At 63.6% G+C, this 24,268-nt stretch carries 24 protein-coding genes; 15 read left to right on the top strand and 9 right to left on the bottom strand.

Annotation, left to right across the window (positions count from 1 at the left end; genetic code table 11):
* Positions 1–5: 5 nt before the first annotated feature.
* Together THECO_RS20675 and THECO_RS20670 are read right to left on the bottom strand one after the other, a co-directional pair.
* The gene (locus THECO_RS20675; RefSeq protein ID WP_083883280.1) at positions 6–386 is read right to left on the bottom strand and encodes a polymer-forming cytoskeletal protein; all 381 of its coding nucleotides are present in this window, start codon (positions 384–386) and stop codon (positions 6–8) included.
* A 70-nt stretch (positions 387–456) separates the two neighbouring features.
* Positions 457–1,458, bottom strand: coding sequence for a M23 family metallopeptidase (locus THECO_RS20670; RefSeq protein ID WP_015255821.1), 1,002 nt, complete (start codon positions 1,456–1,458; stop codon positions 457–459).
* A gap of 130 nt (positions 1,459–1,588) precedes the next feature.
* Between THECO_RS20670 and cls the strand changes: the two genes are divergently transcribed.
* Positions 1,589–2,974: a cardiolipin synthase gene (gene cls, locus THECO_RS14660; protein ID WP_015255820.1), complete on the top strand. Its 1,386-nt coding sequence runs from the start codon at positions 1,589–1,591 to the stop codon at positions 2,972–2,974.
* Positions 2,975–3,029: 55 nt separating this feature from the next.
* Here cls and ligD read toward each other — a convergent pair whose 3' ends face one another.
* Positions 3,030–3,929, bottom strand: coding sequence for a non-homologous end-joining DNA ligase (gene ligD / locus THECO_RS14655; protein ID WP_015255819.1), 900 nt, complete (start codon positions 3,927–3,929; stop codon positions 3,030–3,032).
* A gap of 165 nt (positions 3,930–4,094) precedes the next feature.
* Between ligD and THECO_RS14650 the strand changes: the two genes are divergently transcribed.
* The gene (locus THECO_RS14650) at positions 4,095–5,048 is read left to right on the top strand and encodes an ATP-dependent DNA ligase (RefSeq protein WP_015255818.1); all 954 of its coding nucleotides are present in this window, start codon (positions 4,095–4,097) and stop codon (positions 5,046–5,048) included.
* Positions 5,049–5,140: 92 nt separating this feature from the next.
* Complete coding sequence (locus THECO_RS20665; RefSeq protein ID WP_015255817.1) at positions 5,141–6,055, top strand: YitT family protein; 915 nt, start codon at positions 5,141–5,143, stop codon at positions 6,053–6,055.
* 224 nt (positions 6,056–6,279) lie between these two features.
* Here THECO_RS20665 and ku read toward each other — a convergent pair whose 3' ends face one another.
* Positions 6,280–7,170, bottom strand: coding sequence for a non-homologous end joining protein Ku (gene ku, locus THECO_RS14640; protein WP_015255816.1), 891 nt, complete (start codon positions 7,168–7,170; stop codon positions 6,280–6,282).
* 147 nt (positions 7,171–7,317) lie between these two features.
* On the opposite strand from ku, the gene THECO_RS14635 reads away from it, so the two are divergent.
* The 7 genes from THECO_RS14635 to tsaD all read left to right on the top strand — a co-directional run bounded on the left by THECO_RS14635 (position 7,318) and on the right by tsaD (position 12,605).
* Positions 7,318–7,506 carry a hypothetical protein gene (locus THECO_RS14635; protein ID WP_015255815.1) on the top strand — a complete coding sequence of 63 codons (189 nt, stop codon included), beginning with the start codon at positions 7,318–7,320 and terminating at the stop codon, positions 7,504–7,506.
* A gap of 5 nt (positions 7,507–7,511) precedes the next feature.
* Positions 7,512–8,408 carry a polysaccharide deacetylase family protein gene (locus THECO_RS14630; RefSeq protein WP_015255814.1) on the top strand — a complete coding sequence of 299 codons (897 nt, stop codon included), beginning with the start codon at positions 7,512–7,514 and terminating at the stop codon, positions 8,406–8,408.
* A 188-nt stretch (positions 8,409–8,596) separates the two neighbouring features.
* On the top strand, positions 8,597–9,466 hold the full coding sequence (locus THECO_RS14625; protein WP_015255813.1) for a YitT family protein: 870 nt from the start codon (positions 8,597–8,599) through the stop codon (positions 9,464–9,466).
* Positions 9,467–9,770: 304 nt separating this feature from the next.
* Entirely contained in the window at positions 9,771–10,256 is a 486-nt protein-coding gene (gene tsaE / locus THECO_RS14620; protein WP_041854516.1) for a tRNA (adenosine(37)-N6)-threonylcarbamoyltransferase complex ATPase subunit type 1 TsaE, read from the top strand.
* On the top strand, positions 10,253–11,047 hold the full coding sequence (gene tsaB / locus THECO_RS14615) for a tRNA (adenosine(37)-N6)-threonylcarbamoyltransferase complex dimerization subunit type 1 TsaB (protein ID WP_052835919.1): 795 nt from the start codon (positions 10,253–10,255) through the stop codon (positions 11,045–11,047). Before tsaE ends, tsaB begins: the two co-directional genes overlap by 4 nt.
* Entirely contained in the window at positions 11,047–11,559 is a 513-nt protein-coding gene (rimI, locus tag THECO_RS14610; protein WP_015255810.1) for a ribosomal protein S18-alanine N-acetyltransferase, read from the top strand. Before tsaB ends, rimI begins: the two co-directional genes overlap by 1 nt.
* Positions 11,556–12,605 carry a tRNA (adenosine(37)-N6)-threonylcarbamoyltransferase complex transferase subunit TsaD gene (tsaD, locus tag THECO_RS14605; RefSeq protein WP_015255809.1) on the top strand — a complete coding sequence of 350 codons (1,050 nt, stop codon included), beginning with the start codon at positions 11,556–11,558 and terminating at the stop codon, positions 12,603–12,605. Before rimI ends, tsaD begins: the two co-directional genes overlap by 4 nt.
* A 46-nt stretch (positions 12,606–12,651) precedes the next feature.
* On the opposite strand, the gene THECO_RS14600 is transcribed toward tsaD, so the two are convergent.
* The 3 genes from THECO_RS14600 to THECO_RS14590 form a co-directional block, all read right to left on the bottom strand.
* The gene (locus THECO_RS14600; RefSeq protein WP_015255808.1) at positions 12,652–13,740 is read right to left on the bottom strand and encodes a phosphodiester glycosidase family protein; all 1,089 of its coding nucleotides are present in this window, start codon (positions 13,738–13,740) and stop codon (positions 12,652–12,654) included.
* Positions 13,737–14,177, bottom strand: coding sequence for a hypothetical protein (locus THECO_RS14595; protein ID WP_015255807.1), 441 nt, complete (start codon positions 14,175–14,177; stop codon positions 13,737–13,739). Before THECO_RS14595 ends, THECO_RS14600 begins: the two co-directional genes overlap by 4 nt.
* 297 nt (positions 14,178–14,474) lie before the next feature.
* Positions 14,475–15,752: an ISNCY family transposase gene (locus THECO_RS14590; protein ID WP_015255806.1), complete on the bottom strand. Its 1,278-nt coding sequence runs from the start codon at positions 15,750–15,752 to the stop codon at positions 14,475–14,477.
* Positions 15,753–16,717: 965 nt separating this feature from the next.
* Between THECO_RS14590 and THECO_RS14585 the strand changes: the two genes are divergently transcribed.
* Both THECO_RS14585 and THECO_RS14580 read left to right on the top strand, forming a co-directional pair.
* Positions 16,718–18,265 (top strand): 2-isopropylmalate synthase, encoded by a 1,548-nt coding sequence (locus THECO_RS14585; RefSeq protein ID WP_041853934.1) that lies wholly within the window; start codon positions 16,718–16,720, stop codon positions 18,263–18,265.
* Positions 18,266–18,878: 613 nt separating this feature from the next.
* Positions 18,879–20,171: an MFS transporter gene (locus tag THECO_RS14580; RefSeq protein WP_015255804.1), complete on the top strand. Its 1,293-nt coding sequence runs from the start codon at positions 18,879–18,881 to the stop codon at positions 20,169–20,171.
* Positions 20,172–20,238: 67 nt separating this feature from the next.
* On the opposite strand, the gene THECO_RS14575 is transcribed toward THECO_RS14580, so the two are convergent.
* The gene (locus THECO_RS14575) at positions 20,239–20,445 is read right to left on the bottom strand and encodes a hypothetical protein (protein WP_015255803.1); all 207 of its coding nucleotides are present in this window, start codon (positions 20,443–20,445) and stop codon (positions 20,239–20,241) included.
* A 9-nt stretch (positions 20,446–20,454) separates the two neighbouring features.
* A complete protein-coding gene (locus THECO_RS14570; protein ID WP_015255802.1) occupies positions 20,455–21,324 on the bottom strand; it encodes an SPFH domain-containing protein in 870 nt (289 codons plus the stop codon).
* Positions 21,325–21,479: 155 nt separating this feature from the next.
* Here THECO_RS14570 and THECO_RS14565 point away from each other — a divergent pair, with 155 nt between their 5' ends.
* The 3 genes from THECO_RS14565 to THECO_RS14555 all read left to right on the top strand — a co-directional run bounded on the left by THECO_RS14565 (position 21,480) and on the right by THECO_RS14555 (position 24,035).
* A complete protein-coding gene (locus THECO_RS14565) occupies positions 21,480–22,316 on the top strand; it encodes an ABC transporter ATP-binding protein (RefSeq protein WP_015255801.1) in 837 nt (278 codons plus the stop codon).
* Positions 22,317–22,324: 8 nt separating this feature from the next.
* Entirely contained in the window at positions 22,325–23,617 is a 1,293-nt protein-coding gene (locus THECO_RS14560; protein ID WP_157373582.1) for an ABC transporter permease, read from the top strand.
* Between the two features lie 127 nt (positions 23,618–23,744).
* Positions 23,745–24,035, top strand: coding sequence for a hypothetical protein (locus THECO_RS14555; RefSeq protein ID WP_015255799.1), 291 nt, complete (start codon positions 23,745–23,747; stop codon positions 24,033–24,035).
* Positions 24,036–24,268: the final 233 nt, after the last annotated feature.

The following is a 24,268-nucleotide window of genomic DNA, read 5'->3' as shown; positions in this document are numbered from 1 at the left end:
GCTCTTCATCCTGCCTGTTTTTTTGCCTGCGGGACGGCGATGCGGCCGTCTGCCGCCACGGGCGCCGGCTGCTTCCGTCCGTCGTCCCGCTGCGCGTCCGCGCGCCCTTCGGCCAGGGACGGATCCGTCCGGCAATCGGCATTGAGCCGCGCCCCGCCTTCGATGACGTATCCCGCGGCCGCCACGTCGCCGTTCATTTCGCCGGATGCCAGGAGGGTGAACCGGCCGTGCGACTTCACGCTGCCGAACAGCTTGCCGGCAACGGTCACGCTCCGCGCCTCGACGTTGCTGCGGACGACACCGGACTCGCCGATGACGACGTCGCCGCGGCAGACGATTTCGCCGCTGAATTCGCCATCGATCCGGAGGCCGGCATCGCATTCGATGCGTCCTTAGGAAGAAGTGCCCCGGCCGATCAGTGTGTCGGTCACGGGAATCGAACGTTTCCTCCGCATGTTAATCCTCCTTCACGAGTTCCAGATAGTTGAGCGGGTTCACGCTCTCCCCATCCGCTTCGACTCCGAAATGCAGATGCGGCCCCGTACTCCTGCCGGACGAACCGAGCGCGCCGATCCGTCCGCCCCGCATCACAGCGTCGCCGGGCTCCACCTCGACGGCCGACAGGTGATAGTAGAGGCTGCGCAGCCCGTTTCTGTGCTTGATGACGATGTAGCGGCCGCGGCTTGCGTCGGAGCCGGTATCCTCCACCATGCCGTCTCCGGCGGCATACACCGGATCGCCCTTCCGCCCGGCGATGTCGATGCCCGCATGGAAGGCGGTCTTCCCGGTGTACGGATCGCGGCGGTAGCCCCAGGTCGAGGTGACGCGGCGGGAGCGGGTCGGCCAGACGGACGGCAGGGCGTCGGCCTCCAGCTTCCGCCGCCGCGCCTCTTCGATCTTGTAGGCCATCGACCGGTCCAGATCGTCGATCATGCCCGAAATGGTGCGGAAATCGGGCTCGTCCGCATTCAGCATCCGGATCATGTCGGCGGCGGTCACTTCGGGCGGGGCGCGCACGTCCGCCGTATCCGCATCTCCGGCCGTATCGGCTCCGCTCAAGCCGGTTGCGCCGACCGGCGGCGCATCCCCGTCTCCTCCGTACCGTTCAAAAAAATCTTCCAGTCTCCGCTCCAAATCGTGCAAATCACGAAGCCGCGCCTCAAGCTCGCCCTGCTGGTCGGACAATTCCCGCACCTCCGCTTCCAGCGCGCGGATCTGCCCGTCTTTCGCCGCGATGGCCTCCTGATGCCGGACGGTCTGCTCGGCCAGCTCCCGCTGAAGCGCCGCAAGCTGCCAGGACGCGTGCGCCTGCAGCAAGGTCAGGCAGGCGGCGAACAGCAGGAGCAGCGCCGCGGGCGCGGCGACGATGAAGCGCCGCCGCATCCGGAACTGGCGGACGCGCTTGTCGGGGCCGCGCATGACGATCAGCGACCACCGGGTCGAACTCCTGTCCCTCAAGTCACGGCGCCCCTCCCCGTCCGGTGATGGTTTGAACGTTCACTAGTTATTTATTCCTGTCCGGTGGGAAACATGTCACGGGACAAGGGCATACTACAGAGACGACTTTCGCCAGGAAAGGAGCGGTTGCATGGTCTGGCCGTGGCTGTTGGCGGCTGTTGTCGTCTGGTGGGCGGAAGCCGCCGTTGTGCTCGCAGCGGAGCATCGCCGTCCGGCGCGTGCCGCGGCATGGCTGCTTGTTCTGCTGGCGCTGCCGATCGTCGGCATCCTTCCGTTTCTGCTTGCAAGGGGAAAGGTCGGCCTGGGAGACTCCCGTGACCGCAAGCCGGCGAAGCGTTCTTCCGCCGGAACGGATGACGCCTTTCCCGGGGATGAGCGGCTGAGGCGGGCGCTCAGGCGGATGTCGGATGCGCCGATCACCGGATGCAACGGCACCGAGATTCTGACGGACGGCGAAGAGGCGTTCGCGTCGATTTTCGATAGGATCGGGAAAGCCGAGCATCATATTCATCTGGCCTATTACATTCTGCGCGACGACGGCGCCGGACGGAGATTCCGGGACGCCCTGATCCGCAAGGCGAAGGAAGGCGTGCAGGTGCGGCTCATCTACGACGGCTTCGGCAGCTGGAAGCTGCCAAAGTCGTATATCCGCGAGCTGACGGAAGCCGGCGTGCGGGTGCGGTGCTTCCTCCCGCTCGGCGCCGCGCTCAGAAGCCGCCGGATCAACCACCGCTACCATCGCAAAATCGTCATCATCGACGGCAAGTCCGGATTTACGGGCGGCATCAACATCGGCGACGAATATTTGGGGCTGGACAAAAGGCTCGGGTTCTGGCGGGATACGCATCTGCTGGTGGAAGGGGACGCCGTCTGCGACCTGCAGAACATTTTCGTCCGCGACTGGGAGCTCGCTTCCGGGGAGGCGCTTGACGATCCGGCTTACTGGCCGCCGCATGCGTGCACGTCGCACGAACGGGTGCAGATCGTCTCGTGCGGGCCTCGCCCCGGCGGAAACGAAGTCTACGACGGTCTGCTCGCCGCGGTCGGTGCCGCACGGGAGCGCATCTGGATCGCGACGCCGTATTTCGTCCCGGATGCCGGCCTGACGGCGGCGCTGCGGACGGCGGCCGCGGGCGGCGTGGACGTGCGCCTGATCGTGCCGGGCATCGCCGACACGCGGTTCGTACTGGCCGCGACGCTGTCCCACGCGGCCGATCTGCAGGCCGCGGGCGTGCGGGTGTACCGCTATCAGAAAGGGTTCATCCACGCGAAGGTAATGATCGTCGACCGGCTTCTCGCGTCGGTGGGGACGGCAAATCTGGACATGCGCAGCTTCTACAGCAACTATGAGCTGAGCGCGCTGCTGTTCGACGGGAAGCCGATCGGACGGCTGGAGCGGGACTTCCTCAAGGATCTTGCGGATTCGCGCGAGGTGACGGCGGAGGAGCTGCGCGGGCTGACGGCCGGCGCAAGGGCGGGGCGGGCGATGGCGCGGCTGCTGTCGCCGCTGCTGTAGCCGCAGCAGCAGCCGCAGCAGCAGCCGCTGCTGCAACCGCCGATGCAGCCCGTCTTCACCCCTGGCGCCCGCGGATAAATTCGAAGATCGGCCGGAGGTTCTGCTTCGGCGCCCGCTCCAGCAGATCGCCCAGCCTAGCGAGGCGCGGCCCGATCGTGTGCAGGTTGAAATCCGCCGGGCGGACGTCCGCCCGCACCTCGTCCCACGTGAGCGGCGTCGAGACGGACGCCGCCGGACGTGCGCGCGGCGTGTACGGGGCGGACAGCGTTTTGCCGGCGTAATGCTGCAGGTAATCGAAGTAGATGAGGTCGCCGCGGTTCTTTTTGAGTCGTTCAATGGTGAACAGCTTCGGGTACTTGCCGACCAGATACTCGCCGACGAACCGGCCGATAGCGCGTAGCTCGTCGAACGTGAGAATCGGCTCGACCGGCACGACGATCTGCACGCCCGTCGCGCCGGACGTCTTCGGCACGGACGCGATGCCGAGGGAGCGGAGCAGCTCCCCCGCGAGCCATGCCGCTTCCATGATGCGGGGCTCCTCCTCCCGTGACGGGTCGAGGTCGATCACCCATTCCGCCGGTCGCAGCAGCTCGCCGATCCGGTCGAACGAGGCGTGGAATTCGAGACAGGCGAGGTTGCCGAGCCAGATGAGCGTCGGCAGCGAATCGAGCACGACGTAGCGGATGCCGTTCTGCTCGGCCGTCCGCACGAAGGGGGGCAGCGGCTCCGGGGCGTTCTTCTGGTAGAAAGACTTGCCGTGGATGCCGTTCGGGTACCGGATGACGGTCAGATACCGCCCTTCGCAGTGCCGGATGAGGTGCGGAGCGAGCTCCGCCAGCTTCTCCAGATAGCGCAGTTTCGTAATGCCGGCTTCCGGCCAGAGCACCCGGTCCGGATTGCTGATGGACAGCCGCTCGCCCTGCACCGTGATCGTTCCCGTCGTTTTGACCGCCATGCGCGCCCCTCCTGTTTCGCTTCTTCATTTCCGGGAAAACATGATACTGCCCCCAGTATTGCCGCCGTCAGCGAATCTATCCGCCGGGATGGAAAGGCCGGGACGGCAGCGGCGTTCCGTTCGAAATCGCCGGGGGCAGTCCGATCCCGAAAAGGAGGCGCGCGCATGGAACCGATCGTGCCGTTCGAGCCGATTGCGGCGGACGACATTCCGGCGGGGCCGCAGTGGGCCGCCCAGATCAAATGGGACGGCGTGCGCATGCTCGTCTACTTCGACGGCGCCGCCACGAAGCTCGTGAACCGCAGGCTGCACGAGCGTACGATGCAATACCCCGAGCTGGCCGATGCGCGCCGCTACTGCCGGGCGAGGTCGGCCATCCTTGACGGCGAGATCGTCGCCTTTGACGCCGCCCGCCCGTCCTTCCACGAAGTGATGCGCCGGGACGGCATCCGCAACGCGCGGGCCGTGCCCGCCGCCGTCCGCGAGATCCCGGTCACGTACATGGTGTTCGACATCCTGTACCTGGACGGCGAATGGGTGACCGGGCGCAGCCTCGAAGAGCGACAGCGGCTGCTGGCCCGCGCCGTCGAACCCGACGGCCGCGTCCGGCTCGTCGAGAACACGGACGACGGCGCGAAGCTGTTCGACGTGATGCGGAAGCACGGCATGGAAGGCATCGTCGTGAAAGACCTCGCCAGCACCTACGCGGTTGGCGGCAAGGACGGCCGCTGGCGCAAGATCAAGGTGCGGCGCGACCTGACGGCCGCCGTGGGCGGCGTCACCTGCGGCGGCGGCCGGGTGAACGCGCTGCTGCTCGGCCTGTACGACGGGCAGGGACGCCTGCACTACATCGGCCATGCCGGATCGGGCCGGCTCACCGGCCGGGACTGGGCGGACATCACTGCCGCGGCGGAGTTGCTCCGCACGCCGGACTGCCCGTTCGCGGCGAAGCCGCCGCGCAGTGCCGGCGCGGTCTGGATCCGGCCGATGCTGACGGCGAAGGTCCGCTACCTCGAATGGACGGCCGGACGGACGCTCCGGCAGCCGGTGATCGAGGTTGTCAGCGCGGGTCCGGGAACGGACTGCACGTTCGACCGGCTCGACGAACCGACGGTTTGAGCAATCTCCGGTACTGTGGTAACGTTAGGGTAATGGGATATCTGCTCCGGGCTAGCTGAACCGGAACAGTGAAGGCAAGGAGGCGATGCCGCATGACCGTCCGGGAACTCGCTTTGCGCAAATCCGCCTTTTCCCCGTCCGGACGCCGGGACGCCGTCAGGCGGGACGAGCCGTTCGAAGCGGGAGCGCGGAGCGGCGCCCTGTCCGCCTTCGACCGGTTCATCCACTACGGTCTGCTCGTCATCGGCAGCGTGCTGGCGGCCGTCGGTCTGGAACTGTTCCTGCTGCCGAACGGGGTGGCGACCGGCGGCATCGCCGGCGCCTCGATCCTCGCGGCGCATCTGACCGAAATGCAGCTCAGCCTCGTGCTGTTCCTGTTCAATCTGCCGTTTCTGCTGAGCCGGACCGCAACGAACCGGCGCCATGCGCTGCGGATGCTGCTGCCGCTCGTGCTGATCGTCCTGTTCACGCACTACCTGCATCCGGTGCCGGCGGTCTCCGACGACCCGCTGGCCGCCGCGCTGGGCGGCGGCACGTTCCTCGGCCTCGGCATCGGCCTCGTCCTGCGGCAGGGCGGCAGCTTCGACGAGCTCGCCGCGTCCGCACCGCTCAGGCCGGCTTTTCGCCGGCTCGACGCCGGCACCGTCATCTTCGTGGCGAATCTGGCGATTTTGCTGTTCGCCGGGCTTGTGTTCGGCATCAACCAGGCGCTCTATTCGATCATCGCGCATGTGCTCACCTATTTCATGCTGGAAGCGGGATATTCCGGCATGTCGCCCGTCAAGCGGATCCGGGTCCGCAGCGCCATGCTGGGCCGGCTGCGGGAAGCGGCGGATCGGGGCTTGCGGGTCCGCTGGATCGAGACGGGCGACGGGGAGACGGCGGTCCTCGACGTCTACCGGCGCGATGTCAAGGCGCTGCGCCGCCTGCTCGCCGCGATCGATCCGCAGGTCGAGATCGAAGGGGTGCGGCATGACGAGGCGCGGCGGCTAAGGCCGTTTGTGTAAGGGCGTGCGTAGGGCGGCATGCCATAGGGTGCATAAATGCACCTCATTTTCGGTCGGGATGGAAGTATCGGCGATTATGGTGCAAATATGCACCATATATAAAGCTTTCCGGGCTTTGATGGACGCATCTGGTGCAGATTTGCACTATATTGGGCCAAAGCGGGGTTTAGATACGCCATTATGGTGCAAATTTGCACCACAATGGCGAAAGAACAAAGAGCCGGTCAACGGACCGACTCTTTTTCTTTCTTCTTGCCGCTTGTCTTGCGACGGGTCCCTTTGCCCGTGCCGCCCGCTGCGCCTTCTGCGCCCGCCGCGCCCGCCGTCGCCGCCGGTCCCGCCTTCGGCGCTCCCGCCGCTTCGAGGCTCGCCTGGAGGGCGGCCATCAGGTCGATGACGTTCGTCCGCTCCTGTTCCGGCGCGATGTGCACCTCTTCGCCCGCGATTTTCGCCTGGATCGCCTCCATGAGCCGCCCCCGGTACTCATCCTTGTACTTCTCCGGCTCGAACGGGCCCGTCAGGTGGTCGATCAGCATCGTCGCCATTTCGAGTTCCTTCTCGTTCACGGCCGTATGCTCCGGCAGCCCCGGCACCTGGTGAACGGGCCGCACTTCGTCGGGATAGGCGATCGTCTCCATCACCAGGCAGTTTTCGATGAAACGAATGGCGGCCAGGCTCCCCTTCGAACGGATCGACACGTTCGCGATGCCGATCCGTCCGGTCCGCTTTATCGCCTCCAGCAGCAGGTTGTAGGCGCCGGCGCCCGCCTGATCCGGCGCCAGATAGTACGACCGCTGGAAATAGATCGGATCGATCTCCCGCATGTCGACGAAGTCGAGGATGCGGATCGTTTTTGACGTCTCTGCGGCCAGCGCGTCCAGTTCTTCCTTCTCGAACAGCACAAACCGTCCTTTCTCGTATTCGTACCCTTTCGCGATGTCTTCGGTTGCCACTTCCTTGCCGCAATTCTTGCATGTCCGCACATAGGCGATCGGCCCGCCGCACTCCCGGTGAATCATCCGCATCGCAATGTCCTTGTCCTCGACGGCGGCGAACATTTTAACCGGCACGTGCACGAGACCGAAGCTGATCGCGCCTTTCCACACCGTATGCATGCCCGTACCTCCCGCTATTTTTTCTGGGAAAAAAATAATCTCTGAAACGCACCTTCCTGCTAACCATCGTGCCCAACATGCATGAAAACCAACCGCGGGGGGCATATTTTGTGCGTATCCCGCAGCGGATGGAAGGAGGACTCACGGATGACGGATAAGCCAGAGGGAAATCCGGATCGATTGCAAGACGGCGACCATGAAGGCCGCGCGGAAGCGGAGATGGATATCGACCGGATGGTGAACGAAGGTCTCGGCGGCGGCGATGTGTCGCCGGTGAAGAACGGCAAAATCGGCGAAACGACGACGGATACGATGGACGACCTGGAAGGAGGTTGACCGGCATGCGCATCGGCGCGAAGAGCGTGAAACGGCTGACCGGGCTGTCTTGTCTTTCCGCCTTGCTGGTTCTTGCGCTGCTCGCCGGCTGCGCGGAGGTGAAGCGCGGGAACGGCGCTGACGGCGATGGCGGCATCCGCACGAAACAGGCCGGCGAGAAGAACGGACGCGGCATCCGCATGCAGTCGAACCGGGACAATACGCCGAACCTCGCGGACGGGCCGGAGCGCAAGCTGCGCGAGCCGAAGCCGCTGACGCTGGCGGATCTGCGCGCGAAATATCCGAGCACCTTCGTGCTGCAAGGATCCGGAGACAAGCGCGAAGTGGCGCTGACGTTCGACGACGCCCCTGACGACGTGTTCACGCCGCGCGTGCTGGATGTTCTGAAGCGTGAAGGGGTGAAGGCGACGTTCTTCTGCGTCGGCAACCGGATCGAGGCGCACCCGGACGTCATGCGGCGGATCGTCGCGGAAGGGCATGTCGTCGGCAACCATTCCTACAGCCACGCCAATCTGCCGAAGCTGTCCGACGAGCGGTTCCGCGAGGAAATCCGCAAGACGGACCGGCTGATCCAACAATATACCGGCTATACGCCGAGCTTCGTCCGGCCGCCGTACGGCAACATCACCGAAGAGCAGATCAAATGGCTGGCGAGCCAGAAGCGGAAGATCGTGGGCTGGAACGTCGACTCGCTCGACTGGAAAAACTTAAGCCGCGATGAGGTCGCGACGAACATCCTGGCGCATGTGAAGCCGGGGGCGATCATCCTGCAGCATTCGGCCGGCGGCAAGGGGGAAGACCTGACCGGCACCGTCGAGGCGCTGCCCGAGGTCATCACCAAGCTGCGCAAAGACGGTGTGCGGTTCGTCACGGTCGCGCGGATGCTGGGCATCCCGCAATAGCGGGAAGTCACGGGCAGAACGCCGAAAATTTCCGGGATCAGATGCGGCAACAAGCCGGGAGCGAGCCGGGTCGCGGACGCCGGATGTCCGGGACGCGGCGATCGCTCCCGGTTTTCTCTTTTTTTCTCCACGGCGAAAAGTTAAAATAATAGATATCAGTCCATACGCCGTGGAAGGGAAGACAGTAAATGGCCTCACAGCAGCATTCCGGCCTCAGGCCGGCAGAAATCGCAAAACGCATCGTCATGCTGACGATCGGCGCCGTCCTGATGGCCGTTGCGCTCGAAATTTTTCTTGTTCCCAACAATGTCATCGACGGCGGCATCACCGGTATTTCCATTATTTTGCACGAACTGACGGGCGTGCCGCTCGGGCTTTATCTGTTCTTCCTCAATCTCCCCTTTCTGTTCCTCGGGTACAAACAGATCGGCAAGACGTTCACCCTCTCGACGCTCTACGCCGTTTCGGTCATGTCGCTCTGCACGTTCCTGTTTCATCCGATCGAGCCGCTGACCATCATGAAAATTCTCGCCGCGATCTTCGGCGGCGTCATTCTCGGCGTCGGCGTCGGCCTTGTCATCCGTTTCGGCGGTTCGATGGACGGCACCGAGATCGTGGCGATTCTCATCAACAAGAAGACGCCGTTCTCGGTCGGCGAAGTCGTCATGTTCTTCAACTTCTTCATCCTGCTGTCCGCCGGGTTCGTGTTCGAGTGGGACAGCGCCATGTATTCGCTGATCGCGTATTTCATCGCGTACAAGGCGATCGACATCACGATCGAAGGGATGGACGAGTCGAAGGCGGTCTGGATCATCAGCGACGCCGCGACGGAGATCGGTTCGGCCATCATCAACCGGCTCGGCCGGGGCGTCACCTATCTGGCCGGCGAAGGCGCGTACACGGGAGACAGCAAGCGGGTGATCTTCTGCGTCATCACGCGGCTGGAGGAAGCGAAGCTGAAGTCCATCGTGCAGGAAATGGATCCGACCGCGTTCCTGGCCATCGGCAACATCCACGATGTGAAAGGCGGACGGTTCAAGAAGAAAGATATTCACTGAAACAAGCGAAATCGTTTTTGGATTTGGAGGCAATTAGACGAAATTTTTTATTCTATTCTCGGCAATTTCGGCGAAACGGCGGATTTAGGCAAAAAAATTTCAGCTGTTGCGCCGGGCGGACGCGGGTGCGCGGGACTTGCCGCGGGTGTGCCGGACGGAATACGGACGTGCCGGACCGTGCGGACTTGCCGCGCGGACGGCGTCTCGCTGCGGCCTTTGTTGATCGCCCATGGCCCGGCCGCTATAATAAGTGCGTATTGACGGTCAGGGAGAAGGACGGTGAACGACCGTGAACGATCAGAAGATGGATGCCGCGCAGGCGGTATGGCGCGCGGAAGATGAGAACGGCACGGCGCGGCTGGCCGAACGGCTCGCAGGCTGGGCGGCTCCGGGCACGGTCATCGCGCTGGACGGCGATCTGGGGGCGGGCAAGACGTTCTTCTCGCGGTCGTTCGCCCGGGCGCTCGGCGTGCGGGAAGTCGTGAACAGCCCGACGTTCACGATCATCAAGGAATATGAGGACGGGCGGCTGCCCCTGTATCATATGGACGTCTACCGGCTGTCGCACGAAGAGGCGGACGAGCTGGGGCTGGACGATTATTTTTATGGACAAGGCGTCGTGCTGGTGGAATGGGCGAGGCTGATCCCGGATCTGCTTCCTCCCGCCCATCTGGCGATTGCGATTGAACATGCCGGAGGCAGCGCGCGCACCATCCGTCTGACCGGCACGGGCCGGCCGTATGCGGACTGGTGCCGGCGGCTGGCGGAGGAAGGGGCGTGCGGCGAATGACGAACATCGCATCCGCCGGTCTTGACAAGCCGGTATTGGCGCTCGATACGTCGACCTCCGCGCTCTGCGTCGCCGTTGTCGGGGAAGGCCGCGTGCTGGCGGACGACCGGTCGATCGTGGAGCGCAGCCATTCGGTGCTGGCCGTGCCGATGGTGAAGGACGTGCTCGCCGCGGCGGGCGTGGCGCCGGACAAGCTCGGGGGCATCGCCGTCGGCTGCGGCCCGGGGTCGTACACCGGCGTGCGGATCGCGGTGACGATCGCGAAGACGCTGGCCTGGTCGTGGGGCGTGCCGCTCGTCGGCGTGTCCAGCCTCGAGGCGCTGGCGCTCGGCGCGGCATCCGGCGACGGCGGCCCGGAAGCGGATTCCGCTCCCGAATGGATCGTGCCGCTGATGGACGCGCGGCGGGGCCAGGTGTACACCGCCCGGTTTACATCCGGCGGTGGCTGGCGGCGGCTTGCGGGCGACGGCATCCGGCTCATGCGGGATTGGGCGGATGAGCTGGCGGAGCAGGCGGAAAGTCCGGGAGAGCCGGAGCGCCCGCGCCGCATCCGGTTTGTCGGCGATCCGTCGCTGCACCTGGCGAGCATTGAGCAGCTCGGGGAGCGGCTGGACGGCCGCGTGCGGATCGAAGTCTGTCCGACCGTCATGGAAGGACGATCCATTGCGGAGCTCGGCATCCGGCGGCTCGCCGCGGGCGAAACCGACGATCCGCATGCATTGGTGCCCAATTACACACAGCTCGCGGAAGCGGAGGCGAAACTTCTCGCCGGGCGGCAGGAGGGAGTATGATGGGGGAACGCGCGCGTGAAGCGCAAGGCAACGGCGACAGCGCCGTAAAGGTGCCGGAGTTCCGCCCGATGCTGCTGTCCGACGTGCCGGCGATTACGGCCATCGAGCGGGAAGCGTTCACGGTGCCGTGGTCAGCGGAAGCGTTCGTGAACGAGATCCGGCACAACCATTTCGCCCGGTACACGGTGATGGAGCTGGATCAATCGATCATCGGCTACGGCGGCATGTGGGTCATCATGGACGAAGCGCACGTGACGAACATCGCGGTGCGCGCGCCGTACCGCGGGCGCGGCTACGGCGAGATGCTGCTGCACCGGCTCATGCAGACGGCCAGGGAACAGGGGGCCCGGTCGATGACGCTTGAGGTCAGGGTGTCGAACGAAGTGGCGCAAAATCTTTACCGCAAACTGGGGTTCAAACAGAACGGAATCAGACCCCGATACTATACCGACAATCAGGAGGACGCGTACATCATGTGGGCGGATCTCGCATCCGGAGGCGGAACGGCATGACGGCGGCCGGAAGAGGCGGCTCCCGGGAAGGCGTTATCCTGGCGATCGAGACGAGCTGCGACGAGACGTCGGCCGCCGTCGTGCGCGGCGGCAAGGAGATCCTGAGCAACCTGGTGTCCAGCCAGGTCGAGACGCACCGCCGGTTCGGCGGCGTCGTGCCGGAGATCGCCTCGCGCAAACATGTGGAGTCGATCACGCTCATGATGGAGCATGCGGTGACCGAGTCGGGCCTTTCGCTCAAGGATGTCGACGCCGTCGCGGTGACGCAGGGACCGGGGCTGGTCGGCTCGCTGCTGGTCGGTCTTGCCGCGGCCAAGGCGCTCGCGCTGGCGCTGGACGTGCCGTTGATCGGCACGCATCATATCGCGGGGCATATTTATGCCAACCAGTTGATCGGCGAAATGCTCTATCCCGCGGTGGCGCTCGTCGTCTCCGGCGGGCATACCGAATTGGTCGTCCTCGAGCGGGAAGGCAAGTTCAAGATCATCGGCCGGACGCGGGACGATGCGGTCGGCGAGGCGTACGACAAGGTGGCGCGGGCGCTCGGGCTTCCGTATCCTGGAGGACCGCACATCGACCGGCTGGCGATGGACGCGGACGACGTGAACGAGCTGCCGCGCGCCTGGCTGGAGCCCGAATCGTACGACTTCAGCTTCAGCGGTCTCAAATCCGCCGTGCTCGCCGAGATCAACAAGGCACGGATGAAGGGCGAGCCGCCGATGCGGCCCGCCCTGGCGCGCGGATTTCAGGAATCGGTCATTGACGTGCTCGTGACGAAAGCGCTGCGCGCGGCGGAGGAATTCGGCGCCCGGCAGCTGCTCCTGTGCGGCGGCGTCGCCGCGAACCGCGGGCTGCGCGGGACGCTGACGGCGGCCTGCGAGGAGCGCGGACTGCCGCTGCTCATCCCGCCGCTCTCGCTCTGCACGGACAACGCCGCGATGATCGGTGCCGCCGCCCATCTGAAATGGGTGCGCGGCGAATTCACGCCGCTTGACGCAAAAGCCGATCCGCTGCTGTCCCTCGAAGCCTGGTCGGTGAAAGATTGAAAGAAAGCCCGGCCGTTGCGGGATGGGACCGCTCCGGCGGGGCTTTTTACTTGAAGAACAGAAAATGGGTCGGCAGCTTGCGCAGCTCGCCGTCGGACGGCTTGTTGATGACGCGGCCGTTGAACACGAGCGAAGACGAGCCGCCGCCGTCGAGGTTGTAGGCGTCCTTGACGCCGTATCTTGCCAGCAGAATTTGCAGCTCCTCCAGCGTGGCGCCGGAGCTGCCTTTCTCGTCGTATCCGTCCACGACAAGGATGAGCAACTGGTCGTCCTTGTAGTTGGCGATCACGGTGCGCGGCGCGCGCCGGGGAGTCGTCTTCCATTTCTCCGGAATGGGCTGGGCGCGGCCGTTCTTCATCAGGATCGGCACGAACGACGCGCCGAACTGCGGGTTCAGCTTGTCCAGCTCTTCCTGCGTCTTGAACTTGCCGCCGATCAGCTGCATCTTGTCGTTCATGCCCACGAAGAACAGGTCTTTGTAGGACGCTTCAAACCCCGATACATATTTCCCGTCAATGATCGTCGTGCTGAGCGGATAGCGCTTCCCCTTCTTGTCCGCGAAGCCTCCCGCATTCACGCCGGCGACCGCTCCCAGCCGCTTGACGGCCGACAGCGTCGTCTCCGCGCCGCCGAACTCGTCCTTCCCGAGCACCATCCTCATCGCCTGATTCGATTTCAGCTTCACCTTCAGGGCGTATCCGTTGAAATGCTGCGCCTTCACATGAAACAACTGCGCCGTTATCCGGTTCGAGCGCACTTCTTCGACCGGTGTGCCGAGTCTCGCCGTGATGCGCCGGTCGTAGATCGCGTAAGGCTTGCCGACCTGGGCGGCCGCAAGTTTCGCGAGCCGTCCGGCTTCGGCGGACGCTTTCTCGAACAGTTCCGCTTCCCGGCGGATCGATTCGTTCGTCTCGCCGGCCAGACCGATCGCCTTGTCGAGACCGGACGCGACGCCTTCCGTCAATGTTCCGGCTGCCGGAGGGGCCGGCAGATTGAACTCCGGATACGCTTCATCCGACAGGGAGAGCGTCAGGCCGGGGCCCGCAGCCGCCAGCCAGATCCCCATCCCGAGAAAAGGAGCGGCGGCCAGCAAAAACAATCGATGGATCGTTCGCGGCTGCAACAGACGGTTCATTTCAACACATCCAGCTGTTTCTGCAATTCTTCCAGCTTCGCCTTCACTTCATTGAGTTGCGTATAGAGAAGATTGCTGTTGTCCGTATCTTCGTTCGCGTTGTCGCGGGCGAACGTCAGCAGTTCGTTCAGCGCGTTCACTTTCGCTTCGACGGTGTCGATCTCGGCGCGAAAAGAGGCTTCGAGCTCGGTCATCCGCGTTTCGACTTCCTGCTGCATGGCTGCAATCTTCGCCGCCGTCTGCTGTTCGATGTCGGCCGTCATGCGGGCTTGCAGCTCGCCGGCGTACCATGCGGCGCCGGCAGCTCCGCCGGCTATCAGTAGAAGCCAGATGACGGTCAGCAGGAGGACGGCCGCTTTCGAGGCGGATCGGCTTCTGCGGGAAGCGCGTGATGTGCGGTCTGCGCCGGTTGCCTGAAGGTGCAAGTCGTTCTGCATCGCTTCTCCACCTTTCTCTGAATCTGTCGCCGGTTGCCCGGACTGCCGAAGGAACCATCCGTTTTCATAGCGTAACGGATTTTCGCCCGGTTGGGAACCCTGTCGGAATTGCCAAAACAGGAAAAGCCGTCTGGTTCTGTCGAACGATTTCGGTTTGTCCGGTGCGGATCTGAGGGTCCCCGCGACAAAAAAAACAGAAAGTTTTGAATGTCAAGCGTCTGTGAAAATGTCAGGTTAACTGTTCTATGAAAATGTCAGGGATGATAGCTGATTAAACAACCGCCGTCCTCTTGCAGACTAGCCGGATGCTGTGCTACGCTGTAACTGCTTGCTGGAGAATGGTTTTCTCCAGGGATGGTTTGCAGCGGGCTTGCGGGGGGACGCAGGCGCCGCTTCTTTTTTGGCCGTTGTTGGCGCCGGGGTCTGTGAGGCCTGCGTCTCCACACAAGGCCAGGCCCGCCCTTGATCCCACAGCCACACTTGTCCATCCATGCCGACACGCACTTCGACGACGCTCTTCGCTTCCCAGCGCGGAACACCGGGGACGGGCTTTGGCATGTAGCATTTCCCTTTCCAGGAGAACGTCTGCCCGCCGCTGATTCGCCGGTATTGCCGCCGGGCGAAGATGTGCTCCAGGGGTGTTTCGGGCAGCGGACGGTAGGCCGGTTCGGCATTTTGTGGTGCGACAGCGAACTGGCGGTTGTGCTTGGCGATGAGTTCCGGTAACACGCGATTGGCTTCCTCCATCGTGCACACGTTGCGCAGCCTAAGTTCGATCACCAGGCGGTCCTGGAACGTTTGCCAGAGCCGTTCGATCCGTCCTTTGGCCTGAGGAGACAGCGCCTCGATATGGGTAATGCCCAGATCGGCGAGGGCCTGCCCGAAGGTGGAAAGCGACGGCGGCTCACCGGCCAATTCCTGCTCGAGGGTCGGCTTGCCCTTGGGCGGGTGAAAAATGGAGTGTTGGTCGCTGTAGAGCGCAAGCGGTACGCCTTTGCGCCTAAGCCCCTCGATCATGACGGTCACGTAGCCCTCCAGTGTTTCGGTCGGGCGGAAGGTGGCCGCGACCACTTCCCCGGTGGCGTCATCGATGATGCCGTGCAGGGTGAGCATGGGACCGCGATCCTCCAGCCAGGCATAGGGAGAAGCATCGATCTGCCACAGCATGCCCGCCTGAGGTTTGCGGGGCCGGGGTCGGTGAGCCTTCGGACGACGGCGCAGCCGCGCGGGACGCAACCCGCCTTCCAGCAGAATGCGGCGGACCGAAGAGACGCTTAAATGGATGTTTTCGTGTTCGGCCAACAGTTCGGCAAAGTGGGTGGCATTGCTTCCGAAGTAGCGCTCCTGATACAAGAGCATAACGCGTTGTTTGAGCGAATCGGCCAAGGTATGAGCGGGCTTACGGCCCCGATTCCCATGAGCGATGGCTTGTGCACCTCCGTGACGATATTTGGCCTTGAGCCGATACGCTTGCCGAATACTGATGCCAAGAATGCGCGCAACATCCTGTTCCGCGAGACGGCCATCGATCCATTTTTCAAGAACCATAACGCGTTTCAGTTCGCTCTTCGTCAAGGTGATCTGCTCCTTGCTCATACTGACATTTTCTCGGATCAGTTACACCCTGACAATATCACAGCACAACGACAAAACAGAAAGTTTTGAATTGACAAATTGCCGATGCGGGAATATAATGAACAGCAATATCCACTGCACACATCACAAACGCGATGAACAGGAACAGTAGGGTGCTGCCGGGATGCCGGCCGGGCGATTCAAGCCGCGGGCCGGTCAGAGAGCTGCGGGTCGGTGCGACGCAGCCGAAGGTGAACCTGAATCTCGCCTGGGAGCGGAGCGGCGGAACGGACGGCGCGAGAACCGCCAACTACGCCGTTACGGTTGACCCCCGTAATCGGGTGCATGCTTGCGCCGGATGGCGCGGCATGCGTGAGGTGGGCGCGCCGGCCGTACCGGCACGGGCGTCAACAAGAGTGGTACCGCGCGGGCACGAAGCCTGTCGTCTCTTGAGAAATCGGAGACGGCAGGCTTTCTTGATGTTGAGGCCTCGCCGCACGGAACGAAACAAGCGGATCTCAAAGAAACGCGATGAACGGGAGCAGTAGAGCGGTGACGGAACAGCCGCCGGCCGCCGCAAGGCGGAAGGCGGGCGCAGAGAGCTGCGGGCCGGTGCGACGCAGCCGAAGGCATCGCTCGAACTCGCCCGGGAGCGGGCGGATCGACACCGGCGCGGAGCGTACGGCCGCGCGGGGATAGGTCCGGCACGGGTTGACCGCCGTTACACGGTTGCCGGCGGCGAGAGCGGCACGCCCGGTCTGACTGCAGCAGACCCGGGCTGCGCGCCGCCGGCGCGGAGGGGACGCGGCCCGCAAGGGGCGCGTCAACAAGAGTGGTACCGCGGCATGCCGACCAACGGCCTGTCGTCTCTTGAACGAACGTTCGGAGACGGCGGGCTTTTTTTGATTCCGCCAAAAAACATTCAGGAGGGGTTCACCATGACCAAATCCGTTAACCCGAGTGAAATGAAGCGCATCACGATCTTCGACACGACGCTGCGTGACGGCGAGCAGTCGCCCGGCGCCGCGATCGAGCCGGAACAGAAAATCATTATCGCACGCCAGCTGGCGAAGCTCGGCGTCGACGCGATCGAGCCGGGGTTCCCGGTCTCCAGCCCGGGCGAGTTCGCCGCCGTGCAGCAGATTTCCCGCGAGCTGCAGGGCACGGAGATCGTCGGGTTCGCCCGGGCCGTGCGCGGCGACATCGACGCCGCGGTGAAGGCGACGCAGGACGCGGCGCGCCGCCGGCTGCACCTGTTCATTTCGTCGTCGGACATCCACCTCGACTTCCAGCTGCGCAAGACGCGCGAGCAGGTGCTCTCGATCGCGCGCGAGATGGTCGCGTACGCGAAGCAGTTCGTCGACGAGATCGAGTTCTCACCGATGGATTCGACCCGGGCGGGGATCGAGTTCGTCATTGAAATGGTCGAGGCGGTCATCGCCGAAGGGGCGACGATCATCAACCTGCCCGACACGATGGGCTACGCGATGCCGGACGAGTATGAAGCGCTGTTCCGCACCGTGCGCGCGCAGGCGAGGGGCGGGGACCGCGTCCGCTACAGCGCGCACTGCCACAACGATCTGGGGCTGGCGGTCGCGAACAGCCTCGCGGCGATCCGCGGCGGCGCGACGCAGATCGAGGTGACGGTGAACGGCATCGGCGAACGGGCGGGCAACTGTTCGCTCGAGGAGCTCGTCATGGCGATCGAGACGCGCAAGGACGCGCTGAAGGCCGAGACGGGCATCGACATCGCCGAAATCTACAACACGTCGCGGCTCGTCAGTCGGATGATGCATTTCCCGGTAGCGTTCAACAAGCCGATCGTCGGCCGCAACGCGTTCCAGCACGAATCCGGCATCCATCAGGACGGCCTGCTTAAGAACCGCGCCACGTACGAGATCATGGATCCCGAAGCGATGGGCATTCCGCGCAGCATGATCGTGCTCGGCAAACATTCCGGCCGCCATGCGATCAAGCATCGCGCGGCGGAGTACGGCATCGAGCTCAAGGGCGAGCAGCTCGACGAAGTGTACGCCGCGTTCAAGAAAGTCGCCGACGCGCAGAAAATCGTAACCGACGATCAGCTCCTGCGCATCATCGGCGAGTCGACGGACCGCCACGAAGATCCGTACACGCTGGTCGACCTGCAGGTGCTGTCCGGCACGCAGCGCGCCCGCATCGCATCCGTGACGATCCGCGAAGGCGGCACCGGCAAAGAGCGCACCTGCTCCGCCATGGGCGCCGGACCGATCGAAGCGGTCATCAACTGCATCAAGCAGGTCATTCCGGCGGCGGCAGAGTTCGAGGATCTTGAGCTCCACTCGCTGTCTTCGGGCGAGGACGCGCACGGCGAAGCGGTCGTGACGGTGCTTCACGGCGGCCGGCGCTATCGCGGCACGGCGATCCACAAGGATATCATTCTCGCGGTGGCGCAGGCGTTCGTCGGCGCGTGCAACCAGGCCGTCATCCGGACGGGCATCCGCGACAGCGAAGCGGAGGAACAGACGGGCTGATCAGCGACGGGCTGGCCGCCCGTCTTTTTTGCGTCCGGAACGGAATTTCCGCCTCTTGCGCATCCGGGTTTGCCCGTCCATGATTCCGAGTGTGCACAAAGTTATCCACATATCCACTGAAAAATGTGTGTAAACGCCGCCAATGCAGGCGGGGTGTCGAATGCCGTCGTTTTGCAAACGGGGACAAGTTTTTCACAAGCGAATTGTGGATAATGTGGACAATGTGGGTGAAATTCGCCTCTTTCGGCCGGCTGCGGTATGAAAATGATGAAAACCGTGCCGTTCTAAGACCGGAAAACCGTCAGTATCGCGTGAATTGATGCACAATTCAGGGGATAGTGTGGATGAATTTGTGGATAACGTGGTTTTCCGCAATGTGGAAATGAAACGTGAGAGCGGGTTGTCGAACCGTCGGGTCGTCCGTCAGGGCTCCTCTGCTTGCGAGACGGTCGAGTTCGACTGCAAATCATTTTTTACCATTTAAATGCCTTGACGCCGCCGATCAAGAGGTGTAGAATCGGAAGCCTGATGCTCGGGACGGATGTGGTCCCGAAGCCGTCGCTTCCCGCAGCATCAACAGAATCAACGGTGGTAGGAAAGGAGCGTATTCCTCATGTCTTCCGCAGCAACCGGAGCGAAACCGGGCGGATTGTTCGGCAACCGGTTTTTCCAGACCATCCTGTTGTCGAACGTCTTGCTGCAAATCGGAATCTGGGTTCGCAACTTTGCCATATTGATGTATGTGACCGATATGACGAATTCGGACCCGGTCGCGATCGCACTGATTTATGTGGCGGAATTCCTTCCGATCTTCCTGTTCTCGTTCATCGGCGGGACGTTCGCGGACCGGTGGCGGCCGAAGCGGACGATGATCTGGAGCGATTTCCTGTCGGCTTTATCCGTCTTCGTCGTGCTGGCGACGCTCGCCGCGGGCGTGTGGCAGATGATTTTCTTCGCGACGCTGGTGTCGTCCATTCTGTCGCAGTTCTCGCAGCCTTCCGCGATGCGCATGTTCAAGATTCATCTGCGTCCGGATCAGCTGCAGCAGGCGATGGCGTTCTTCCAGTCGATGGTCGCCATTTTCATGGTCGGCGGTCCGTCGCTCGGCATCTGGATGTACCACGAGTTCGGCATCAACGCTTCGATCGCGGTGATGGGCGTCGCATTCCTGCTGTCCGCCGCGGTGCTGATCCGGCTGCCGGAGACGCCGTCAGGCCGGGAAACCGGCGGAGAGGCGGCGGTTCCCGGAGCGCCGCAGCAAGCGGGAAGTTTCTGGAAGGAACTGGCCGAAGGTTTTCGGTATGTCTGGCGCAGCCCGGTGCTCCGCACGCTGGGCCTCACGTTCGCGCTTGCCGGCATCGGGGTCGGCATGGTGCAGCCGCTCGGCGTATTTGTCGTAACGGAGAAGCTCGGGAAAACGAAGGAATTTCTGCAGTTCCTGATGATGGTGAACGGGGTCGCCATGTTGATCGGCGGCGGGCTGATGGCCGCGCTGTCGCGCCGCATCCTGCCGCAGAAGCTGCTCGCGCTCGGCATGTTCGTCGGCGCCGTCACCACGCTCGGGATCGGTCTGTCCGAACAGATCTGGCTGACGCTGGCCTTGCAGTTTATCGGGGGACTTTCGTTCCCGGCCATTCATATCGGAATCAGCACCATGATTCTCCGCTGGTCCGACGAGTCGATCGTCGGGCGCGTGAACGGCGTCCTCAACCCGATGTTCATGGGCATGATGGTCGTCATGATCGCCACGGGCGGAAGCCTGAAGGCGTGGTTCCCGATCGAGGTGCTGTATGCGGCCTCCGCGCTCGCCATGGTGCTCGGAACGGCGGCGCTGGCGACGATCTTCAAGCATCAGCCGCCGGAACAGGCAACCGCCCAGGCGGTGCAAGGCATGCCTTCGCATTGATCCCCGGTTGCAAGACAAGAGAGCCCGCATCCATAGGATGCGGGCTCTCGTCATGCTGCGAAGTGGTTCACGAGGTCGGCGGCTCGCCGTCTGTGCCATCGGGCAGCGTGCCGGGCGGCCGGCGCTTCAGCCGGCCGGACCGGTACAAGGCTTCGCGGAGCAAATATTCGATGTGCGCGTTCACGCTGCGGAATTCGTCGTTCGCCCACTGCTCGATCGCGCGGTAGACGTCGGGATCGAGCCGCAGCGGGAACGCTTTTTTCGTACTGGCCATGACGGATGGTTACGAGTAGAGCGTTCCGGTGTTGATGACCGGAGTCGCGGAACGGTCGGAGACGATGGCGACCATCAGATTGTTGACCATGGCGGCGCGGCGCTCGTCGTCCAGCTCGATCCCGTTCTCGATCAGCTTGCGCAGCGCCATCTCCACCATGCCGACGGCGCCTTCGACGACTTTCTGCCGCGAGGCGACGATGGCCATCGCCTGCTGCCGCTGCAGCATCGCGCTCGCGATCTCCGGCGCGTAGGCGAGGTGGCTGAGCCGGGTTTCAAGGATTTGCACGCCGGCGACATCCAGCCGCGCCTGCAGCTCACGCAACAATTGCTCCGCGATTTCGTCTGTGTTGCTTCGCAGCGAGACGGCCGTTTCCTCGGAGAACGAGTCGTAGGCGTACTGGGTCGCGATATGGCGAATGGCCGTTTCGCTCTGGATTTCGACGAATTCTTCGTAGTTGTCCACGTCGAACGACGCCTTGGCCGTATCGACGACCCGGAAGACGACGACGGCGCCGATCTCGATCGGATTGCCTTCCGCATCGTTTACTTTGAGCCGCTGGCTGTTGAAGTTGCGGACGCGGAGGGAGATTTTCTTGCGGCTCGAGAACGGGACGGTCATCCAGAATCCGCTTTCGAGAAGCGTGCCGACGTACCGGCCGAAGAAGGTGAGTACTTTCGCTTCGTTCGGATGGACGATGACGAGCGAAGTGACAATAATGAAGGCGGCGAACATCATGACAACGGCGGCCAAAATGGCTGCCGGGTGCGGGGCGTCCGAACCGCTCGAGGCCAGGACGAACAAGCCCCCGACCACAAGGACGACCGCAAGGAGCAGCGCGACAAAACCGTTCAGTTTCCATGCCTTTCTCTCTTTCATGGCGTGGCCTCCTTCTCGGATGCGATATGGTTTTGATATTTATATGATATCACTTTTTGAAATGAATGGCAACCATTACGAAACCTTACGGCGGTTGTTTCGTATTTCAGGTCAGAAGCCGATTGTTGGATCATTCCGGAGAAGGGGGCGCCTTGATGAAGGATTGGTCAAGTTCCGCGACGGACGGTGCGGACCGGGAAATCCGGCTTGCGGTCGTTATCCGCTCCGCCGGCTATGAAGCCGGCAAGACCGTCATCCGCGACGTGCGGTTCGCGGTGGAAGCCGGGAAGCTGGTCGGGCTGATCGGCCCGAACGGCGCAGGCAAAAGCACGACGATCAAGTCGGTGCTCGGCCTGCTCGCCTGGGTGGACGGCGACATACGCTTCGGCGGGGAAACGGGGCGGTCCGGAGCGTCTGCCCAGCCCGGCGAGTCCGCGCATTCCGGAGCGTCAGGGCAGTCCGGCGGGACGAGCCGGTCCGGGACGGGGCGGTACGCCTATGTGCCCGAGCAGCCGGTTTTCTACGAGTATTTCACGCTGTGGGAACATCTGCAGCTGGCCGCGTCTGCGTTCGGCCTCGCGGAAGAGGCGTTCGCGCCCCGGGCCGAACGGCTGCTGGAGCGGTTCCGGCTGCTGGATCACCGGCATGAACTGCCGGCGAAATTCTCGAAGGGCATGCAGCAGAAAATGATGCTCGCCATCGGCCTCATGCTCGAACCGGACCTGTACATCGTCGACGAGCCGTTCATCGGGCTGGACCCGCATGCCGTGCGGGATCTGCTCGACATGCTCGAGGAGGAGCGGCGGCGCGGCGCCGGCATTCTCATGTCGACGCACGTGCTGGATACGGCCGAGCGGATCGCGGACAGCTTCGTGCTGATGGACGGCGGCACGGTCGTCGCGCAGGGCGGGCTGGACGAAGTGCGGAAGCAGGCCGGGCTGGGCAAGGAGGCGCCGCTGTTCGACTGCTTCCTGGAGCTGACGAAAAGATGACAACGGACATGAAACGTTGGACCCCTGGCCGGCTGCTCCTTGCGCGGATCATCCGTTTCTGGCGGGAGCAGCTCCGGATCTGGAAGACGGTGGGGGACTGGACGGTCCTGCTGTACATCGTGGTGCCCGGGGGATGGATTCTGGGCGGGCTGTGGCTCGAGATGCTGCGCGAGCCTCCGGCGTGGCTTAAGGCGCTGCCGCCCGAACTCGCGCTGGTGCTCTTCGTGCTCCTGATGTTCGCGGGGCGGCTGCGCACGTTTCTGGAAGAGGCGGATGTCTTGATCCTGCTGCAGCGGCCGAGCTGGATCCGGACGCTCAGGCTGGGCGGCGCCGTCTACACGCTGGCCGTTCAGGCGGTCACGACCGCCCTGCTGTTCACGCTGCTGCTGCCGTGGCTCAGGCTGCACGACGCCTTCGATGCGGGAGGCCTCGTGCTGTGGGCCGTCTTCACGCTGGCCTGCCGATTGCTTACGGCCGCGGTCGTCCGGCTGGCCGCCTCGCGGCTGCGCGGATGGAAGCTGTGGACGGCGGACACCGCCCTTGCTTGCGCGTTGATCGCGTTCTACGTGACGCCCGTGCTGACGGCGGACGGCAGCCTTGCGGTGATGGGCTGCTGTACGGCGATTGCGTTCGCCATGTGGGCGGCTGCCATCGCCTGCGTGCTGCGAAGGCGCAGCGGGTACGAGGCGGATCTGGCGGCGGAGCGGCAGGCCCGGGCGGCTTCGGCAGATTTTCTGCTCTCCGCCGTCGTGGAGAAGAAGCCGGTGCCGAAGTGGAAACGGCCGGCGCTGTTTCCGCGTTCGGGGCGCATCCTGCGTTCTTCCGATCCCGGTGCCATGCTGGCCGAGATGCGGATCAAGTCGTTCGCAAGGCAATTTCGGCATTTGGGGCAAGTTTTCCGGCTCCTCGCGATCTCGACTTTTGCGCTTGTTTCCGTGCCGGGGTGGCTGTCGCTCATCCTGGCGGCGCTGCTGATGATGTTTCTCGGCTCCTGGATGCAGCGGGAGTGGCGGGAATGGATGGACGAACCGTTCATCGCGCAGTTCCGCTGGGAGGAGGCGGCGATCCGGCGCGGCGCATCGCTGTCGCGGTTCTGGCTCGTGCTGCCGGCGGCCGCATGGTTCGCGGCCGTCGCCGGCTGGCAGTTCGCCGGCTGGGCGGGGCTGCTCCCGGCCGTTCCGGCGGGCGTCGGGCTGTGGGCGCTGATCAACGCGGCAATGATGGATCTCGCCGTCACGAAGCGCCGGAGCGGCGCCGGGGAAACCGGGGATGCGGAGGTCCGGGAAACGCCGGAAAGTTGAGTTAGACCGCACATGGCAGGACGGCGCGGGTGAAGAAGAATGGCGCGGGCTTGGGGCGGGTATGTTTTGCGCAGGATCGGGGAATGGTATAGCCGCCATCAAATCCACGACGGGAAGGAGCTTGAACGTGGCGCGCGGCAATGGAGTCCGATTCGACTTTCCCGATGAGCATCAGGCGGCCCTCGCGTTCTCCCTGTTGCAGGAGCTCGGATACGAACCGGAGCGGAACGGACGCGGGGTAAACATCCGCCTGGACGGCAACGACCTGGTCTCGGCGATCGAGATCGCTTCGGCGCACGGCGGCGAGCTGGCCGGAGCGGCGGGAACGAACGCGGAAGAGTCGCTCACCTCGGCCTACGGGATCGACGAAATACCGATTCCGGCGCATACGGTCGATCCGGATTGGCCGGATGCGTGATGGTTGAGTGTGATGCGCAGGCAGTGAAATTCACGGTTCATCCGTTACAGGGCCATGGCAGTCTCTCCCGCTGCAGATGATGAATGGGGAACGCATTCCGGTCGGGAGAGCGGATCATGGCTTTATTGTTTTTTTCGGTGGATGCGTTTGCAAACAGGCGAAAACTGTCCCCCAAGGGTGAAAGCCATCGCCTTTGAAAAAGAGCGGGATTGGGATAAAATAGATCAAATCGA

The sequence above is a fragment of the Thermobacillus composti KWC4 genome (assembly GCF_000227705.2).
Taxonomy (GTDB): Bacteria; Bacillota; Bacilli; order Paenibacillales; family Paenibacillaceae; genus Thermobacillus; species Thermobacillus xylanilyticus.
This window is presented reverse-complemented; position numbering and strand designations above follow the sequence as displayed.

Coding starts and splice junctions, on each gene's coding strand:
- THECO_RS14650 (WP_015255818.1), top strand. CDS start 4,095: ATGGAACCGATCGTGCCGTTCGAGCCGATTGCGGCGGACGACATTCCG.
- THECO_RS14625 (WP_015255813.1), top strand. CDS start 8,597: ATGGCCTCACAGCAGCATTCCGGCCTCAGGCCGGCAGAAATCGCAAAA.
- tsaB (WP_052835919.1), top strand. CDS start 10,253: ATGACGAACATCGCATCCGCCGGTCTTGACAAGCCGGTATTGGCGCTC.
- THECO_RS14600 (WP_015255808.1), bottom strand. CDS start 13,740: ATGAACCGTCTGTTGCAGCCGCGAACGATCCATCGATTGTTTTTGCTG.
- cls (WP_015255820.1), top strand. CDS start 1,589: ATGGTCTGGCCGTGGCTGTTGGCGGCTGTTGTCGTCTGGTGGGCGGAA.
- THECO_RS14575 (WP_015255803.1), bottom strand. CDS start 20,445: ATGGCCAGTACGAAAAAAGCGTTCCCGCTGCGGCTCGATCCCGACGTC.
- THECO_RS14630 (WP_015255814.1), top strand. CDS start 7,512: ATGCGCATCGGCGCGAAGAGCGTGAAACGGCTGACCGGGCTGTCTTGT.
- tsaD (WP_015255809.1), top strand. CDS start 11,556: ATGACGGCGGCCGGAAGAGGCGGCTCCCGGGAAGGCGTTATCCTGGCG.
- THECO_RS14635 (WP_015255815.1), top strand. CDS start 7,318: ATGACGGATAAGCCAGAGGGAAATCCGGATCGATTGCAAGACGGCGAC.
- THECO_RS14595 (WP_015255807.1), bottom strand. CDS start 14,177: ATGCAGAACGACTTGCACCTTCAGGCAACCGGCGCAGACCGCACATCA.
- ligD (WP_015255819.1), bottom strand. CDS start 3,929: ATGGCGGTCAAAACGACGGGAACGATCACGGTGCAGGGCGAGCGGCTG.
- THECO_RS14570 (WP_015255802.1), bottom strand. CDS start 21,324: ATGAAAGAGAGAAAGGCATGGAAACTGAACGGTTTTGTCGCGCTGCTC.
- THECO_RS20665 (WP_015255817.1), top strand. CDS start 5,141: ATGACCGTCCGGGAACTCGCTTTGCGCAAATCCGCCTTTTCCCCGTCC.
- THECO_RS14560 (WP_157373582.1), top strand. CDS start 22,325: ATGAAACGTTGGACCCCTGGCCGGCTGCTCCTTGCGCGGATCATCCGT.
- tsaE (WP_041854516.1), top strand. CDS start 9,771: ATGGATGCCGCGCAGGCGGTATGGCGCGCGGAAGATGAGAACGGCACG.
- rimI (WP_015255810.1), top strand. CDS start 11,047: ATGGGGGAACGCGCGCGTGAAGCGCAAGGCAACGGCGACAGCGCCGTA.
- THECO_RS14565 (WP_015255801.1), top strand. CDS start 21,480: ATGAAGGATTGGTCAAGTTCCGCGACGGACGGTGCGGACCGGGAAATC.
- ku (WP_015255816.1), bottom strand. CDS start 7,170: ATGCATACGGTGTGGAAAGGCGCGATCAGCTTCGGTCTCGTGCACGTG.
- THECO_RS14585 (WP_041853934.1), top strand. CDS start 16,718: ATGAAGCGCATCACGATCTTCGACACGACGCTGCGTGACGGCGAGCAG.
- THECO_RS14580 (WP_015255804.1), top strand. CDS start 18,879: ATGTCTTCCGCAGCAACCGGAGCGAAACCGGGCGGATTGTTCGGCAAC.